Origin of the sequence: Pectobacterium punjabense (assembly GCF_012427845.1) — a bacterium.
Classification (GTDB): domain Bacteria; phylum Pseudomonadota; class Gammaproteobacteria; order Enterobacterales; family Enterobacteriaceae; genus Pectobacterium; species Pectobacterium punjabense.
Genome location: NZ_CP038498.1, coordinates 2993498 through 3009114 on the forward strand (window position 1 = coordinate 2993498; position 15617 = coordinate 3009114).

Here is a 15617-nt window from a genome sequence, read left to right on the forward strand (position 1 = left end):
CTCAATTGATGAGAGCAATTTTAGCCAATTCATCGTTTACTTAACAACATTAAAAATGAAACTCTATATAATAGAGTAACCTGAACATCTATTGAAAAACTTAAATACTACGTTCTACATACTAAGTTGTTGGCTTAAACTCTTACTTTTCACTAATGCAATAAGTAAAATATTAAATAGAGATTATTATTGATATAACTTAATTATATAAAATATTAGCCATATTCAAAAATAAAAAGTTATATGCCTAATTAGAAATCATCCCCTAACAGTAAGGAAGTTAAATGTCTTTTAATAAGGCGTATTTTATAGCAAAATGAGACTATACAACAATCATCAACAACAACAAATGATTATTTATCAATGAATTATAAAAAAGCAATAGAAGATTCGGAATTTTTGTTACCGATGGCAGCATTGTCTGTTAACTCGCCAGATGGAGAGAATGGTGCAGAAATGCCGTCTCATGGAAAAAAAATGATTAAGAATCAATCACCCACGCAAGAGTTATTCGTCTTCAACGAGTCTGATGTCGATTCAATGGACTCTAAAAAAATCTCATCCAATGAAACAACGGAGGTGACTGAAAACACTGTGGTTTCATTCTTCTGCGGTTGCGGCGGTCTAGACTTAGGATTTTTGGGGGGATTTGACTATAAAGGGGAAAGCATTCCTAAATTATCATTCAAATTATTATCAGCCTACGATAATGATTCCAAATGCATAGACACTTATAATGCTAATATTTCTAATCATGGGGAAGTAAAGGATTTATCTAACTATAATCCTGAAGATGTTCCATCCGCCGATGTTTTAATCGGAGGATTCCCATGCCAAGATTTTGCAACATGTGGTCCGCGGCATGGTTTAACATCAGTGCGAGGGCGATTATATCAAGCTCTAATTAATTATATGAATCTCCATAAACCTCTCGTAGTCGTAGGAGAGAATGTTCCAGGCTTGGCAAATATGGAGAAAGGTAAAGTTCTAGAAACGATTAAAGATGATCTACAAAATGCTGGTTATAAAGTTCAGGTTTGGACTTTATTTGCACCAGATTATGGCGTTCCACAGCGAAGAACTCGTTTATTTATAGTTGCAGTCAGAGAAGACTTACATGGTTTCCCAACTAAGCCTATAGCTACTCATCATGAAAGTAACTATCTAACTACCTCTTGGGCAATAGCTGATCTTGAAAAGATCGTAGACGAAAGCATACCAAATCAATCTCAATTCTTTAAAGCAGCTAAAGCCAAAAAAGGTAATGGGCAGGGTGACGAGAAAACATTAGCGAATAGCCCATCTTATACAATAAGGGCGAATGCAAAATCTAGAGTACAATTCCATTATTCTCTAGACAGAAGATTAACTGTCAGAGAATGTGCTCGCTTACAAACATTCCCAGACAATTTTGAATTTCCACACTCTGCAACTTCGAACATTATGCAGATAGGTAATGCTGTACCACCACTTCTTGCAAACAAGGTTGCTCAGTCAATAGCCAAATTTTTGGAGAGCACAAAATGAATACAACAAAACTCGATGAACAACTTGTCGATATTACACCAACGCCTAAAATATTAAGAACCCTTGGTGATATTCCTTTTGCTGCGTGGCAATGCCTTGCCGAACTAACAGATAACTCTTTAGATGCTTTTGCTGATGCCGAATATCGTGGTCTCCTTATCGAATCCCCACGTATTGATATATATTGGTCAACAGAATCGGTAGCTGCAAATGAGCGAGAGATAGTTGTTCAAGACAATGGTAATGGAATGCCATTGAATATTTTACAAAGCGCCGCTAAAGCTGGTTATTCGAGTAACGATCCGATCCATAATCTTGGATTATTTGGAATGGGATTCAACATTTCCACAGCAAGACTGGGGGATGAAACAATATTCCTTTCAGCAACTCCAGATTCAAAAGAGTGGGTTGGGATCAGAATAAACTTCGAGCAATTGATTAAAGATCAATCCTTCACTGCACCAGTTATTCGTGTGCCTAAAAAAAATGACAGCGAATCAGGCACTAAAATTATTATTAGACACCTCAAAGAAGGTGTATATTCTGAGATCAAAAGGAAAGAAGGAATAATTAAGAGACAACTCGAAAGCATCTACACCCCTATATTAAGCAAAAATAAAGTTTCATTTTTTGTTCAAGGGAAAAAACTTTCACCCAAAAATTATTGTATCTGGTCAGATTCAAGATTCGTGATTCGTAAAGGCCAGAAAATAGAAGCGATTCAACATATTAACCGCGATCTTGGTGATACATATTTTGATAAATTGCGAAACAGATATTTAGTTGATGACGAAATAACTGAATTAGAAAGCATTTATGAAAAAACAGGAAATATCCCTGAACATATTGTCAAAAGAGCACGTAGGTTAAAGGGATGGATAGGTGTACAAAGATATTCTGATACAGTAGATTTTGGCATAGATTTTGTAAGAAATGGTAGAAAAATCCTTGTACAGGACAAATGTCTCTTTGGATTCGAAAATCCAGATACAGGGACAATAATCACAGAATATCCTGTAGAATTAGGTTCTACCGTTGGTGGACGACTAATTGGCGAGCTTCATGTAGATTACTTGATTCCTACATATCAAAAAAATGGATTCGATACTTCTGACAGAGCATGGAGACTAACTCTTGAAGCTGTTCGTGGAGCCGGTCCAATTCTTCCGAAAAGCCGAGCTGCTATGGGCTATGACGGTGATAATACATCACCATTAGGTAAGTTAGTAAATGCATATCGCAGAATAGACCCAGGAACAAAAAATCTGGCGATCGCAAACTCCTTAGCTAAAGAGTATTCGAAAAAATTCTATGCGGGTGAATCTGAATATGAGTCAGATGAAAAGTGGTTTAAAGTTGCGCAAGAAGCTGATCGTGCTCGCAGCGAAGGCACAGAAGGATTAACTCAAGTAAATCCAGGAAATAAACCATCAGACGATCTTGATGATTACATTCCACAAAGTAATATATCAGAAGAAGAAAAAAATATCGAAAATAAATCGAGTGAAAGTGCGAAACCAATTGCACAAGTAACTTCTTTGAGAGATGAGCTTATACAAAACTCAGATAAAGAAGAATCTCTATCAATGAAATACTCGTATGATCTGACCCCTGGTATGGATGTTACCGCATGGAGAGTCAAAGATATCTCAATAAAAATAAAAGGAAATCGGGTGCCATGCCATATTTTTATTGATGGGATTGAAATAGATTTTTTCTTTGATTCAACGCATCCCATATTGGCAGAATATCCTATTTCAGCAAAACAGCTTTTACTGCAAGGATTAGCAGAGAAATATAGTCTGCGCAACCAAACAATTTCAATTCAAGATGCTTTCATTGGTCTTGTGGACAATCATTTGGCTGAAGAAAGAATAAATTTCCAATCTCTTCAGGAGAGAGCTCAGTCCATATTATCAAGCATTAAAGAAAGACTTCCAACATTATTAATTCATCGTTTTAATAAGGCTAAAAAATTAATAAAAGAAGTAGAATCAGAAGAAGAAGAGTTGGCCAGAAGGCTGATTGATGAGGCTCCACACTTACTTGGTGACTATCAAAATGACCAGCTAAACGCTTCAAAAACACTGTCATATGTGTGCGATGCCACTGTTCAAAGACTTATTCAGTCCTTTCCAGAAGAGTTCTTAGATAATAAACTATTTGCGCAACCATATCTTCAATTAAACATTGGAAATGAATCAACATGTGAACGATTGAGAAAAGTTTCATTGGATAAAATACTTTCTTATCTTTCAGATGTGATTTTATTATTACAAGGAGGGCGCGTACATAAAAAACAAGAGTTATTGCGTCATTCTAATACATTGTCAATTCTTGAAGGACTTATGCATGAATAACGACATCACTTTCCTTGACGAGAATGTCATGTCTGGAGGAGATTGGCAGGCTTTGGAATTAGCCGTGGTCAGATTAATATCTCATTGTGGTTGGGGAAATATACAATATGTTGGAGGTTCTGGTGATAAGGGAGCTGATATTTTAGCTGTTAGATTTAATGACCATAGCAAGAAAAATGACTCATACCTCTTTCAAGTTAAGGCTATTACATCATCTTCTTACATCGGCGTATCGGCTATAAATCAAGCAATTACGGGTCAATCATACTACAGATCAAAGATTGTTGTCGTTGCTACAAATGGAGATTTCACAAACTCAGCCTATAAAAGGAGAGATCAGTTAAATAGTGAAGGTTTTAATATAAAACTTTGGAATGGAAGTTTTTTACGCCTATTAATAGAAAAGTGGGGGAGATATAGTTGTGACAGGAGAGAACTTCGTAATTACCAAAAGGATATCGTAGAACTCGTGAGGCAGAGCTATACAAATGGTAGAGGTAAAACATTGTTTGTTGTAGCAACAGGTTTAGGTAAAACTGTTATTGCAGCATACCTTACTAATCATTTTTACAAAAATGGCCTAAAAAAAGTTTTAGTGCTTTGTCATTCTATTGACCTCGCGTATCAACTACAAAAATCCTTTTGGAGCCAATTATCAAAAAACATTCCTACACGCTTATTTATGAGTGGAGATGCTCCAGTGCCTTATGAAGGTATTAACTTTGGTTTATATCAAACACTTTATGGGTATTTAGGGGGGTTACAACCGGATGCTTTTGATTTAATAATAGTTGATGAAGCACATCATGCTTTGGCAAATGCATTTTCGACTTGTATTGAACATTTAAATCCTAAGTTATTAATTGGCATGACTGCTACGCCCTGGCGAGGTGATGGGAGAACGATAGATTCAATATTTGGAGAACCTATAGCAAAAGTATCACTTATAGACGGAATGCGTATGGGGTTCTTAGCTGTCGTGGATTACAGACTAATGTGCGATAATATTAACTGGGAAGAAATACCTAAATTAGCAAAAAATAAACTTACAATCAAAGATTTGAACAAACGATTGTTTTTACCACAACGAGATGATGCGGTCATTGCGGAAATAATTAAGGTTCTTCAGAGTATAAATAATCCTCGGATCGTTGTATTTTCACCTTCCAAAAGTCACGCTGATTCGTTTGCCAGTAAACTAGTATCATCAGGTATATCTGCTGCCAATATGTCAATTGATGACAAAATTTTAAGACGTCAAATCCTTCTAGAATTCTCATCTGGAAAAATTCAAGCGTTGACAGCAGTAGATGTTTTAAACGAGGGTATTGACGTTCCTGATGTTAATGTCCTCGTTTTTTTAAGAGCAACACATTCCCGTAGAATATTTATTCAACAACTCGGTCGTGGTTTACGTTTGGCACCAGGCAAAGAAGAAGTAATTGTGCTGGATTTTGTTACAGATATAAGGAGAATTGCCGCAGTAAAAGAGTTAGATAATGAAGCAAAAAAATCGTCTTATAGACAAGAGGCAGAGACTGTATTTTTAAGAGATGGAGTGGTAACATTCAGTAACAATAGAGGGCAAAAACTCATTGATGCTTGGTTAGATGAGGTTGCAAGTTTACAAGATCAAGACGAAGCAGAAAGATTGATATTTCCTGACACGGAGGCTTGGATATGAGTAATATTATACCAGAAAAAGTTGCTAAAGCAGTTAAACAAACTGTTTATATTGAAGCAGATAAAGTGAATTATTTATCACGTTCTCGTACTGAAAATGGCATATTTTTAGCACAACTAGTTTCCATGCCTATGGTAGGGGGAAAACTATCACAATATATGCGAAAAGATGCCATTCGGACATACATAAAAGATGCAATTTTGAATAGATACTCAAAAGATAAAACTGGAGAAGCAAAACCGGATGATCTTAGTTTAATCATTTCTCAAACTTTTGGTGTTGAAGCAACTTTAATAGAAGAAAATTCAAAAATAAAAACATCTATTTTCTATGGAGAAAGCGGTACCCATATTATCGTTGTTGCTGATGGCACAGTCTTAAAATGGGAAACGGCATTGAGGAAAGCATTAATACTAGTAGCATCCACACCTTTAACAGAACGTTGTGAAACGACAGTATCAATACTTTTAACCCTTTTCGCAAGGCATCAAAAAGTATCACCTTCAGATGAAAAATGTATACAAAAAGCTCTTTCTATATGTAATGCAAAGGCCTATATCTATGGGGATGATTGAACATGGACAATATTAGTAAAGAAGAACGACATCGCATAATGGTGTCAGTTAAACAAAAAAATACCAGGCCAGAAATAAAAGTACGTTCGTTTCTTCATGCTAATGGTTTACGTTTTAAAATCCACGACGATAAGCTTCCTGGAAAACCTGATATTGTTTTACCTAAATATAGATTAGTTATAATGGTAAATGGTTGTTTTTGGCATGGACATATTAATGAAAATTGTAAACTCGCAAGAGTACCAAAGTCCAATGTTGCCTTTTGGCTTGATAAAATTCAGAAAAACAGACAACGCGATCAGAAGAACATTTCAGATCTTAACAAATTGGGTTGGACAGTGATCATTGTGTGGGAATGTTTTTTATTTAACAAAAGTTATCTTCCTCAACTAGTTAATTTTATCAAGTCAAAAACAGAGGATACATCTTTATTATTGGATGTGTTTCCCTCCCAACTGTAGTTAAATATTAGTCAACACATCCAGTCTTCATTTTGTCTAATCTTATTGCATAACTATCTGACGAAAGACAGAAATGAGAGTATGTCGTTTAATTTAAGTAAATAATTGCATTTATTTTTTTAATCACTATTTTCTCATACAAACAGCAAACGCTTTTAAATTTTTAGGGTTGTTGAGATGACTACAAATGTAGTCCCCCCAGAATTTAGTCTTACCGCTTAATAGAGTCCTCTGGTTAAAATACAACCTATGGAGGTGCGCTATGAAGAAAATACGTTTCACCGAATCCCAGATCCTGAGGGTCCTAAAAGAAGTTGAAGGCGGTCGACATGTGAAGGATGTTTGCCGCGAGAATGGCGTTTCAGAAGCCAGCTACTACAACTGGAAATCAAAATATGGCGGCATGGAGTCCTCTGATATCAAACGCATGAAAGAGCTGGAAGAGGAAAACCGGCGATTGAAGCAGATGTACGCCTCTTTGAGCCTGGACCATGAGATCCTCAAGGACGTCATCGCAAAAAAACTTTAACGGTCCCCGATAAACGCGAACTGGTGCGCTATGTCATGACGGAACATCAGGCCAGCGAGCGACGCGGGTGCCGGATTATCGGTATTAGCCGAAGCCTTTTGCATTATCGCCCGAATGCCGAACGGGATATTCCGGTCATCGAGGCGCTACAAAATCTGGCGCATCATTATCCGGCCTATGGATTTGGCCTGATGTTCAACAAACTGCGTCAGACGGGGTTATCGTGGAATAAGAAACGCGTTTACCGAATATATCGTTGGTTAAAACTAAACCTCAGACGCAAGGGTAAAAAACGCTTACCCAACCGGAGTCCACAGCCTCTGGCGGTCCCCGTTAGCATGAATCACTGTTGGTCAGTGGATTTTATGAGTGACGCACTGATGGATGGAAGGCGATTCAGATTGTTTAATGTCGTCGATGATTTTAATCGGGAAGCGCTGGCAGTCGAAGTGGACTTAAATATCCCGGCGCATCGCGTAGTGCGCATTCTGGAACGGCTCAGCGCAGAAAGAGGTTACCCGGCGTTTATCCGAAGCGACAATGGACCGGAACTCACCGCCGCCGCCCTGTCGGAATGGGCCGAACGGCATGGAGTCATACTGGATTTTATTCAGCCGGGCAAGCCAATGCAGAACGGATTTATCGAACGGTTTAATAAGACATTACGAACGGAAATACTCGACTTGTATCTGTTCCGAACGCTGTCTGAAGTGCGAGAATTAACAGAAAACTGGCGGACGGAATACAACGAGGAACGCCCACATAGTTCACTTGGCAATCTACCACCGGTTATCTATGCAAGGCAAAAACTGGCCGGAGACTCTAACTGGCGGTGGTACTAAAAACCGGAGGGACTACACAAAGACCCAATCTGAACCTGATATTACCTGATTAAACGATAAACTCGTTCATCAGATATACTGCCTTCTGAAACTGAATTTTCGTCATAAAGAAAAGCAACGTTTTCCAGTACGTGACTCAGCACCATGGCGGTGCAGGAACACCTGAATCAGAGTTGGTCAGTAGATTTTATGCATGATGCTCTGATGTGTGGCAGACGTTTTCGCACGTTCAAAGTGGTGGATGATTTTAATCGTGAAGTGCTGGCTATAGCAATTGACCTGAATATCCCGGCACAACGCGTGGTTCGTGTGTTGGACCGGATAGTGGCAAACCGAGAATATCCGCTTAGATAACGGTCCAGAGTCGCTCTAGTTAACGCTGGTACAATGGGTAGAAGAACATGGTGTAGCACTGGAATTTATTAAACCGAGCAAGCCAACACAGAATGCTTTAACCAGACGTACCGAACAGAAATACTGGATTTTTACCTATTCAAAAAACTGAATGAAATACAGGATATCGTGGAGCGCTCACTGCACGAATATAATAGCGAGCAGCCCCATGAATCCTTGAATAACCTGACGCCGGAAAAATATCGGCTGATTGCTAAAAACCCGAAAATTTCAAAAATGTGTGGAACTAAAACAGGTGCCCTTACATACCATGGATGATGTGGGTAAGGTACAAGCCGAGTTATATGGTCTTCATGGTGTGAGGAAAATCGAGGCTGATCATCTCCCAAGCTTCCCAAAATCAAACGGACTCACCGCCCTCTCCCGATTCGCATCCAGAAAATCCGCCCACCATTGCAGCATCAGTTTGCGCTCATCCAGATGCTCTGCCTTATGAATGTACGCAGCCCGAACGCCATTGCGCTCCTGGTGGCTCATTTGCCGCTCTACCGCATCCCTAGACCACAAGCCCGACTCAATCAACGAACTACAGGCCATGGTACGAAAGCCGTGACCACATACATCCGTTTTGGTGTCGTAACCCATAGTTTGCAGCGCTTTGTTCACCGTGCCCTCACTAACGGGTTTTCGTGACGAATGATCGCCAATGAAAACCAGTTCACAATACCCACTCACCTCTCTGATCTTTTTAAGGATCTCCAGTGCCTGACGGCTTAGTGGGACAAGGTGTGGTGTGTGCATTTTTGAACCGCGTTCGGAGAATTTCACTCCAGGGATTGGTTCACGTTCTGGAGGAATCGTCCACAACGCTCGTTCAAAGTCGATTTCAGGCCAACGGGCAAAACGGAGTTCACTGGAGCGGATAAAAATTAGTAGGGAGAGGTTAATAACCCACTTGGTAAACTCACGGCCTTTGTAACCGTCAATGCGGCCAAGAAGTTCAGGCAAACGTTCAAGCGCTAATGCCGGACGATGTTCGACTTTGCCAGGCATAATCGCCCCTGCCATATCCTGCGCCGGGTTATAGTCAATCAGGCCGTTTTGTACGGCATAGGTCATAATGGCAGTCACGCGTTGTTTTAGACGCTTAGCCACTTCTAAACGTCCGGAGCGTTCAACGCTTTTAATCGGTGTCAGCAAATCGCGAGTTTTCAGATTCGCGATGTGAGTACCACCGATGGCGGGGAAAATATTGTCGCTCAGACTTTTCAGGATACGTTCGGCATGTGAGTCTGACCATTTCTTGTTGTCGGCGTGCCAAGCGCGGGCTACAACTTCGAAAGTTTGCGCATCATCCTGTTGTTGAGTTTTGACTGCCTTTTTATGCTCGTTAGGATCAACGCCAGCAGCAATAAGTTTTCGCGCCTCATCACGTTTCTGACGCGCTTCAGAAAGGGAAACCTCGGGGTAAACACCTAGTGCCAGCGTCTTTTCTTTGCCACCCGAACGATAGCGTAAGCGCCAATATTTAGACCCATTGGTATGGACCAAAAGAAACATACCGTTTCCATCGGTAAGTTTATAAGGCTTCTCTTCCGGTTTTGCTGAACGTACCTTGATATCCGTGAGTGCCATAATGCTTTTCCTTCAATAAATGCGTTATTGAGGGTACAAGGATTTACCATACTGAAGTATACCCGCAATTGTACCCGCACAAGCAAGTTGATGTCAGTTGAATTGTGTTGACGTAGGAAGAATATGGAATGAAGGGGAAGCCAGTAAAACCGTGGGTTTTAGGCAAAAAAATAGACGTCGGTTGACGTCTATTGATTTATCAATGGTGCCCGGGGCGGGACTTGAACCCGCACAGCGCGAACGCCGAGGGATTTTAAATCCCTTGTGTCTACCGATTTCACCACCCGGGCTTAAATATTGGAGGCGCGTTCCGGAGTCGAACCGGACTAGACGGATTTGCAATCCGCTACATAACCGCTTTGTTAACGCGCCAAAATATTCAGGTCTTAGTAACCAACATCCGCAAGTGCCGATGCTTTAAATTGGAGCGGGAAACGAGACTCGAACTCGCGACCCCGACCTTGGCAAGGTCGTGCTCTACCAACTGAGCTATTCCCGCAACACAGAACCTTCTGATTTTTCTAACTTCTTACAAACCAGCGTTGCTGTTGATGCGGTGCATTCTACTGACCTGACGCAATGAGTCAATAAAATTATCAAGCAACTGCGTTCGTTTGCTGGTTTTTACGGCGCTTCGATCAAGGTTCAAGCAGATCGTGTCTTGCGGCGTTCAAATATTGAAACATGGACCAGAAAGTCAGTACGGCGGCGATGTACAACGCCACAACACCAACGCCTTCCACAATACGTTCCGGACGCCATAACAAAGCAAAAAGCGCCATCATCTGAGCCGTGGTTTTCACCTTCCCTACCCACGACACGGCAACGCTGCTTCTTTTGCCAATTTCAGCCATCCATTCTCGTAATGCCGAGATAATGATTTCCCGAGCGATCATCGTGGCAGCGGGCAGTGTAATCCACCAAGAATGATAGTACTCCGCAACCAACACCAACGCGACAGCCACCATCACTTTATCCGCAACAGGATCGAGGAAGGCACCAAAACGCGTGGTTTGCTTCCAGCGGCGAGCAAGGAAACCATCAAACCAGTCCGTCACGGCAGCAAATACAAAGATCAACGAGCAAAGCAATGGTGCCCAGACGAATGGAAGATAAAACGCCAGCACGAAGAACGGAATAAGAGCAACACGAAACAGGGTAAGCAACGTCGGTATATTAAATTGCATAGCGCTTAGGTAACTATCTGGCTGGAGTGGATACTAGGAGTATGTTGCTACATTGTCCCTAGTGTTTCAATGCATGGAAGATCTTTTCTGCCAATGCATGCGAAATTCCTGGAACATTTGCAATCTCCTCAATACTGGCATTCATCAAAGGCTGTAGTCCACCCATGTATTTCAGCAGGGTTTGGCGACGTTTAGGGCCGACACCTTCAATAAGCTCCAGCGTACTGGTATTTTTCACTTTTGCTCTCTTCTTACGGTGCCCACCAATCGCATGGTCATGCGAATCATCACGAATATGCTGGATCACGTGCAGCGCAGGGGAATCAGCTGGTAAAGCCATACCCTCACCTGTAGCCTCAAAAAACAGCGTTTCCAGGCCCGCTTTACGATCGCTGCCTTTCGCAACGCCAAGTAGCAGAGGCTTATTTTTATCCCACGATACTTGCAAGGAGTCAAACACGGCCTGAGCTTGGCCGAGTTGCCCTTTCCCACCGTCTATTACAATCACATCAGGTATTTTACTGTCATCTAACGCTTTACCATATCGACGTTGGAGGACTTGCGCCATAGCGGCATAGTCATCGCCAGGCGTAATACCACTGATATTATAGCGGCGATATTCCGAACGCAGCGGGCCATTAGCATCAAATACCACGCAAGATGCCACAGTTTGTTCCCCCATAGTATGACTGATGTCAAAACACTCCATTCGGTGAATTTCTGGCAACTGCAAGACGTTGGCTAATGCAGCCAAACGCTGATGAATAGTGGATTGCTGAGATAGTTTCGTGACCAGCGCCGTAGCAGCATTCGTCCGCGCTAATTTTAAATAGCGGGCGCGATCGCCGCGAGGTTTTGTCTGAATTTGTACTTTTCTACCTGCTACTGCGGTCAGGGACTCTGTCAGCAAATCTTTATCGGGCAAGGTGAAATCAAGCAAAATTTCAGCAGGAAGCGTCCGACCTAAGCTCCCTTGTAAATAGAATTGCCCGACAAAAGTTTGCACAACCTCCCCCAATTCCGTACCGCTAGGTACTTTCGGGAAATAGCTCCGGCTACCAAGTACCTTCCCCTGTCGGATGAAAAGGACATATACGCAGGCCATACCAGCATCGAAAGCGACGCTGATGACATCCAAATCTTCACCGTCACCGGAAACAAATTGTTTCTCCGTCACTCGACGAACAGCTTGAATCTGATCGCGTATCCGTGCAGCATCTTCAAAACGCAGATCACGACTAGCCGCTTCCATCCGGGAGATAAGTTGATTCAGTACTTGCTGATCTTTACCGGACAAGAACAGGCGAACATACTCTACCTGCTGCTGATAATCTTCTTCGCTAACCAAGCCGCTAACGCAAGGCCCAAGGCAGCGCCCAATTTGGTATTGCAGGCAAGGTCGAGAACGGTTGCGATAGACACTATTTTCACACTGACGCACCGGGAACAGTTTTTGCAGCAATAGTAGCGTTTCACGCACAGCATTGCCGTTAGGAAACGGGCCAAAGTATTCGCCCTTCGCGTGCTTGGCGCCACGATGAACTGTCAGACGCGGATGAGCATCACCGCTCAGGAAAATCATGGGATAGGATTTATCGTCGCGCAACAAGACGTTATAACGCGGTTGATAAAGTTTGATGTAATTGTGTTCCAGCAGTAAAGCTTCGGTTTCTGTATGCGTAATCGTGACATCAATATGATTGATGCTTTTGACCAACGCCTCGGTTTTACGGCTGGCGACATGACTGCGAAAATAGCTGGCAAGTCGTTTTTTTAAGTCTTTTGCCTTACCGACATAGATGACCGTATTGCCGGCATCATACATCCGGTAGACACCAGGCTGGCTCGTTACCGTTTTTAAAAATGCCGAAGCATCGAAACTCTCACTCACTACTTAACAATGTCTCCGCGGTAAAAAGCCCATGCTTGATAGCCAGATGCGTCAACTCGACGTCGCCATTGATATTCAGCTTGCTAAACATACGGTAACGATAGCTGTTCACTGTTTTGGGGCTTAGATTGAGCTGATCTGAGATTTCAGTCACTTTCTGTCCCTTCGTTATCATTAGCATAATCTGTAATTCGCGTTCAGACAAACACTCCAGCGGCGCGTCCGTCTGAGGTTCCAACTGGCTTAATGCCATTTGTTGAGCAATATCAGAAGCGATATACCGCTTACCTGCATGCACCGCCCGAATAGCAGAGATCACTTCCTGAGGGGCAGCCGCTTTACTAACATATCCCGCAGCGCCCGCCTGCATCACCTTAGCGGGCAATGGGTTTTCGGTATAAATAGTGAGCATAATGACTTTGATATCTGGCGTAAATCGTAGGATCTTACGCGTTGCTTCAAGTCCACCGATACCCGGCATGCTCATGTCCATCAAAACAACATCAACATCATTGCTTCGACACCATTTGACAGCATCCTCACCACAGCACGCCTCACCAACCACTTTCAGACCTTTGATATCGTCAAGAATGCGTCGTATCCCTGCCCGCACCAGTTCATGGTCATCAACAAGAAAAACGCTAATCAAAGAATAATTCTCCAAAAAAGGGAGTAACACTTACATGAAAAGTTGCTTGCAGGTGATACTACGTTGGTTTCAAACAATAATGAACACTGACTTATATGAATAAGTATTTTAAAATATGCCAAGAAGGAATAAAGCACATCCTCGATCATAACAATATATCGCTAGCCTGAAGACGCATGTTGATCACACTCTTAACATTTCAAATACGCCACACAGTATAAACCGGTTAATAATACAAAATGTGTAGAAAACAGATCAAATGGCATGCAATTGGCTTTATATCTTGAATGTCAATGAAAAATTACTATTGTAAGCAACATGTGATTAAGCATCACGCCATCGCCTATGACGATATTATACAAATAATATATTTATAGAAAAGCGTCCATAGTGAATATGGTATGTATTAAGCGCAACACATCTACAGCCCTTTCCACGAAATGGCATCCAAAATATAAGCGCTATTATAATAAATTAAATGCATAAAAAACAGTCACTAAAACGGTGTTATCCGCGAATAATATCAATCTACAATATGCTTTATGTTATACTCCTCACTATCTGATTTTGCCTGTCGTGTCAGCGGTAACGCCGCAGCAGGCGAAGGAAAACATCTTTTTCTTGTTGAGGAGAAAACATGAGCAACGTAGATTTTTCTACTACCGCATCCGCTGAAACCCTAGCCCATGAGGTTACTTGTCTGAAAGCGATGGTTACGCTGTTATTAAAAGCAATCGGCCAGGCAGATGCCGGTAAAGTGATCATCAATATGGAAAGATATATTGCTCAATTGGAAGACGCCGAGCAGGCTGCTGTTTTTGATAACACGATTAAGCAAATCAAAACAAGCTACCGAAAATAGCACTATTTGCTACACCGCCATCTCAGTAATTTGATCTGGCGGTGTAGCGATATTTAGCATGACTATTTTTAATTTAATAAATAGAGACTCTCGTCTATTTGTTTCCAATACTGATGAGTTTCAAAAGCAGCGCCTCTTCTTTCTTTTTATATTGTGTTAATTCCGTCACCAATGCCTTATCCAAAAACTGTTTCCTAGAGAGTGCCTTTCTTTCATCAACTAACTCCCGCAGTTCGGTGAAGCACGCATTTATCTTGTACTCTTTTGAACTTTCTGTACAAATTATCTCATGGATTGCCTGGCTAAGTTCAGACAACGAGATAACTGATTTTGGGTCCTGGTGACTTTTTTCTATGACAGCCAGTAATTTTTCGAACCCCATATGAACCTCCGAAATCAAGCAGAAACTTGCTTATGGCTAACCAGGAAGCTCCAGCTACTTCTAAATGCCGCCCCAGTGGATGTGAACACAGCCCAGTGCAAACTCGTAACATCACATACGATCTATCGTCTATTCCATCCATTAAGCATAGCACTTTCTCAGGACTCTTCAGGGCACAAGAGACACATCTTGCCCAAGCGGAACAGTGATTATCGGTTGTACCACCAATTGCGTTATATTTTCTCTCAGTGACAATACGTTATATGAATAACAAACACACAAGAAATCATCGAATGTATTAAGTGAAAAGAGTCGTAGAATGAAATAGAAAAGAAAGAAAAAGAGTTAGTAAAAAGGGAGAAATTAAAAAACAGGCGAGTATAAATTAGATAACAAATAAAAAAACAAAATGATAACAAATCAAAAAATAATTTGTAACCTATTGAAATTGTTGGTGGGTCGTGCAGGGTTCGAACCTGCGACCAATTGATTAAGAGTCAACTGCTCTACCAACTGAGCTAACGACCCAACGGGAGGGATTATTCTCCTCCCTAGCTCGCCTGTCAAACACTTCATATTAATTTTTTATGCCGCAATAATAGCATTGTTAGCGACAGGCAATTTTGTTAACCTGCACGACCTAATATCTACACTCCTCATTATTTTATATCTTCTTCAT

12 protein-coding genes, 4 tRNA genes and 1 pseudogene are annotated in these 15617 nt (G+C 41.4%); 8 read left to right on the forward strand and 9 right to left on the reverse strand.

Annotated features, from left to right (window positions below; all coding sequences use genetic code 11):
• Positions 1 to 363: 363 nt before the first annotated feature.
• From E2566_RS13610 to E2566_RS13640, 7 genes and pseudogenes are all read left to right on the forward strand, one after another.
• Entirely contained in the window at positions 364 to 1527 is a 1164-nt protein-coding gene (locus tag E2566_RS13610) for a DNA cytosine methyltransferase (RefSeq protein ID WP_205942499.1), read from the forward strand.
• Positions 1524 to 3887 (forward strand): ATP-binding protein, encoded by a 2364-nt coding sequence (locus tag E2566_RS13615; protein ID WP_107170905.1) that lies wholly within the window; start codon positions 1524 to 1526, stop codon positions 3885 to 3887. Before E2566_RS13610 ends, E2566_RS13615 begins: the two co-directional genes overlap by 4 nt.
• Complete coding sequence (locus E2566_RS13620; protein ID WP_107170906.1) at positions 3880 to 5571, forward strand: DEAD/DEAH box helicase family protein; 1692 nt, start codon at positions 3880 to 3882, stop codon at positions 5569 to 5571. The genes E2566_RS13615 and E2566_RS13620 overlap by 8 nt, the downstream gene beginning before the upstream one ends.
• Positions 5568 to 6146 carry a hypothetical protein gene (locus E2566_RS13625; RefSeq protein WP_107170907.1) on the forward strand — a complete coding sequence of 193 codons (579 nt, stop codon included), beginning with the start codon at positions 5568 to 5570 and terminating at the stop codon, positions 6144 to 6146. The genes E2566_RS13620 and E2566_RS13625 overlap by 4 nt, the downstream gene beginning before the upstream one ends.
• A 2-nt stretch (positions 6147 to 6148) precedes the next feature.
• On the forward strand, positions 6149 to 6607 hold the full coding sequence (locus E2566_RS13630) for a very short patch repair endonuclease (protein WP_107170908.1): 459 nt from the start codon (positions 6149 to 6151) through the stop codon (positions 6605 to 6607).
• A gap of 262 nt (positions 6608 to 6869) precedes the next feature.
• Positions 6870 to 7978 (forward strand): IS3 family transposase gene (locus E2566_RS13635; RefSeq protein ID WP_107171160.1). Its coding sequence is split into 2 segments (ribosomal slippage): positions 6870 to 7122 and positions 7122 to 7978, totalling 1110 coding nucleotides; the frame shifts between segments, so codons are not numbered across the junction.
• Positions 7979 to 8030: 52 nt separating this feature from the next.
• Positions 8031 to 8622 (forward strand): annotated as a pseudogene (locus tag E2566_RS13640) (integrase core domain-containing protein); the annotation flags it as partial.
• An 88-nt stretch (positions 8623 to 8710) separates the two neighbouring features.
• Here E2566_RS13640 and E2566_RS13645 read toward each other — a convergent pair.
• From E2566_RS13645 to uvrY, 7 genes are all read right to left on the reverse strand, one after another.
• The gene (locus E2566_RS13645) at positions 8711 to 9967 is read right to left on the reverse strand and encodes a tyrosine-type recombinase/integrase (protein WP_107168534.1); all 1257 of its coding nucleotides are present in this window, start codon (positions 9965 to 9967) and stop codon (positions 8711 to 8713) included.
• A gap of 203 nt (positions 9968 to 10170) precedes the next feature.
• Positions 10171 to 10257: transfer RNA gene (locus tag E2566_RS13650), tRNA-Leu, on the reverse strand.
• An 8-nt stretch (positions 10258 to 10265) separates the two neighbouring features.
• Positions 10266 to 10339 (reverse strand) — tRNA-Cys (locus E2566_RS13655).
• 51 nt (positions 10340 to 10390) lie between these two features.
• A tRNA-Gly gene (locus E2566_RS13660) sits at positions 10391 to 10466 on the reverse strand.
• A 139-nt stretch (positions 10467 to 10605) separates the two neighbouring features.
• The gene (gene pgsA, locus E2566_RS13665; protein ID WP_107168533.1) at positions 10606 to 11154 is read right to left on the reverse strand and encodes a CDP-diacylglycerol--glycerol-3-phosphate 3-phosphatidyltransferase; all 549 of its coding nucleotides are present in this window, start codon (positions 11152 to 11154) and stop codon (positions 10606 to 10608) included.
• A 58-nt stretch (positions 11155 to 11212) separates the two neighbouring features.
• Positions 11213 to 13045 carry an excinuclease ABC subunit UvrC gene (gene uvrC, locus E2566_RS13670; RefSeq protein WP_107168532.1) on the reverse strand — a complete coding sequence of 611 codons (1833 nt, stop codon included), beginning with the start codon at positions 13043 to 13045 and terminating at the stop codon, positions 11213 to 11215.
• Positions 13038 to 13694, reverse strand: coding sequence for a UvrY/SirA/GacA family response regulator transcription factor (gene uvrY, locus E2566_RS13675; protein WP_010279369.1), 657 nt, complete (start codon positions 13692 to 13694; stop codon positions 13038 to 13040). The genes uvrC and uvrY overlap by 8 nt, the downstream gene beginning before the upstream one ends.
• Positions 13695 to 14331: 637 nt before the next feature.
• On the opposite strand from uvrY, the gene E2566_RS13680 reads away from it, so the two are divergent.
• The gene (locus tag E2566_RS13680; protein ID WP_107168531.1) at positions 14332 to 14556 is read left to right on the forward strand and encodes a DUF2594 family protein; all 225 of its coding nucleotides are present in this window, start codon (positions 14332 to 14334) and stop codon (positions 14554 to 14556) included.
• A gap of 94 nt (positions 14557 to 14650) precedes the next feature.
• Here E2566_RS13680 and E2566_RS13685 read toward each other — a convergent pair whose 3' ends face one another.
• Positions 14651 to 14938 carry a hypothetical protein gene (locus tag E2566_RS13685; protein WP_107168530.1) on the reverse strand — a complete coding sequence of 96 codons (288 nt, stop codon included), beginning with the start codon at positions 14936 to 14938 and terminating at the stop codon, positions 14651 to 14653.
• A gap of 452 nt (positions 14939 to 15390) precedes the next feature.
• Positions 15391 to 15466 (reverse strand) — tRNA-Lys (locus tag E2566_RS13690).
• Positions 15467 to 15617 lie beyond the last annotated feature (151 nt).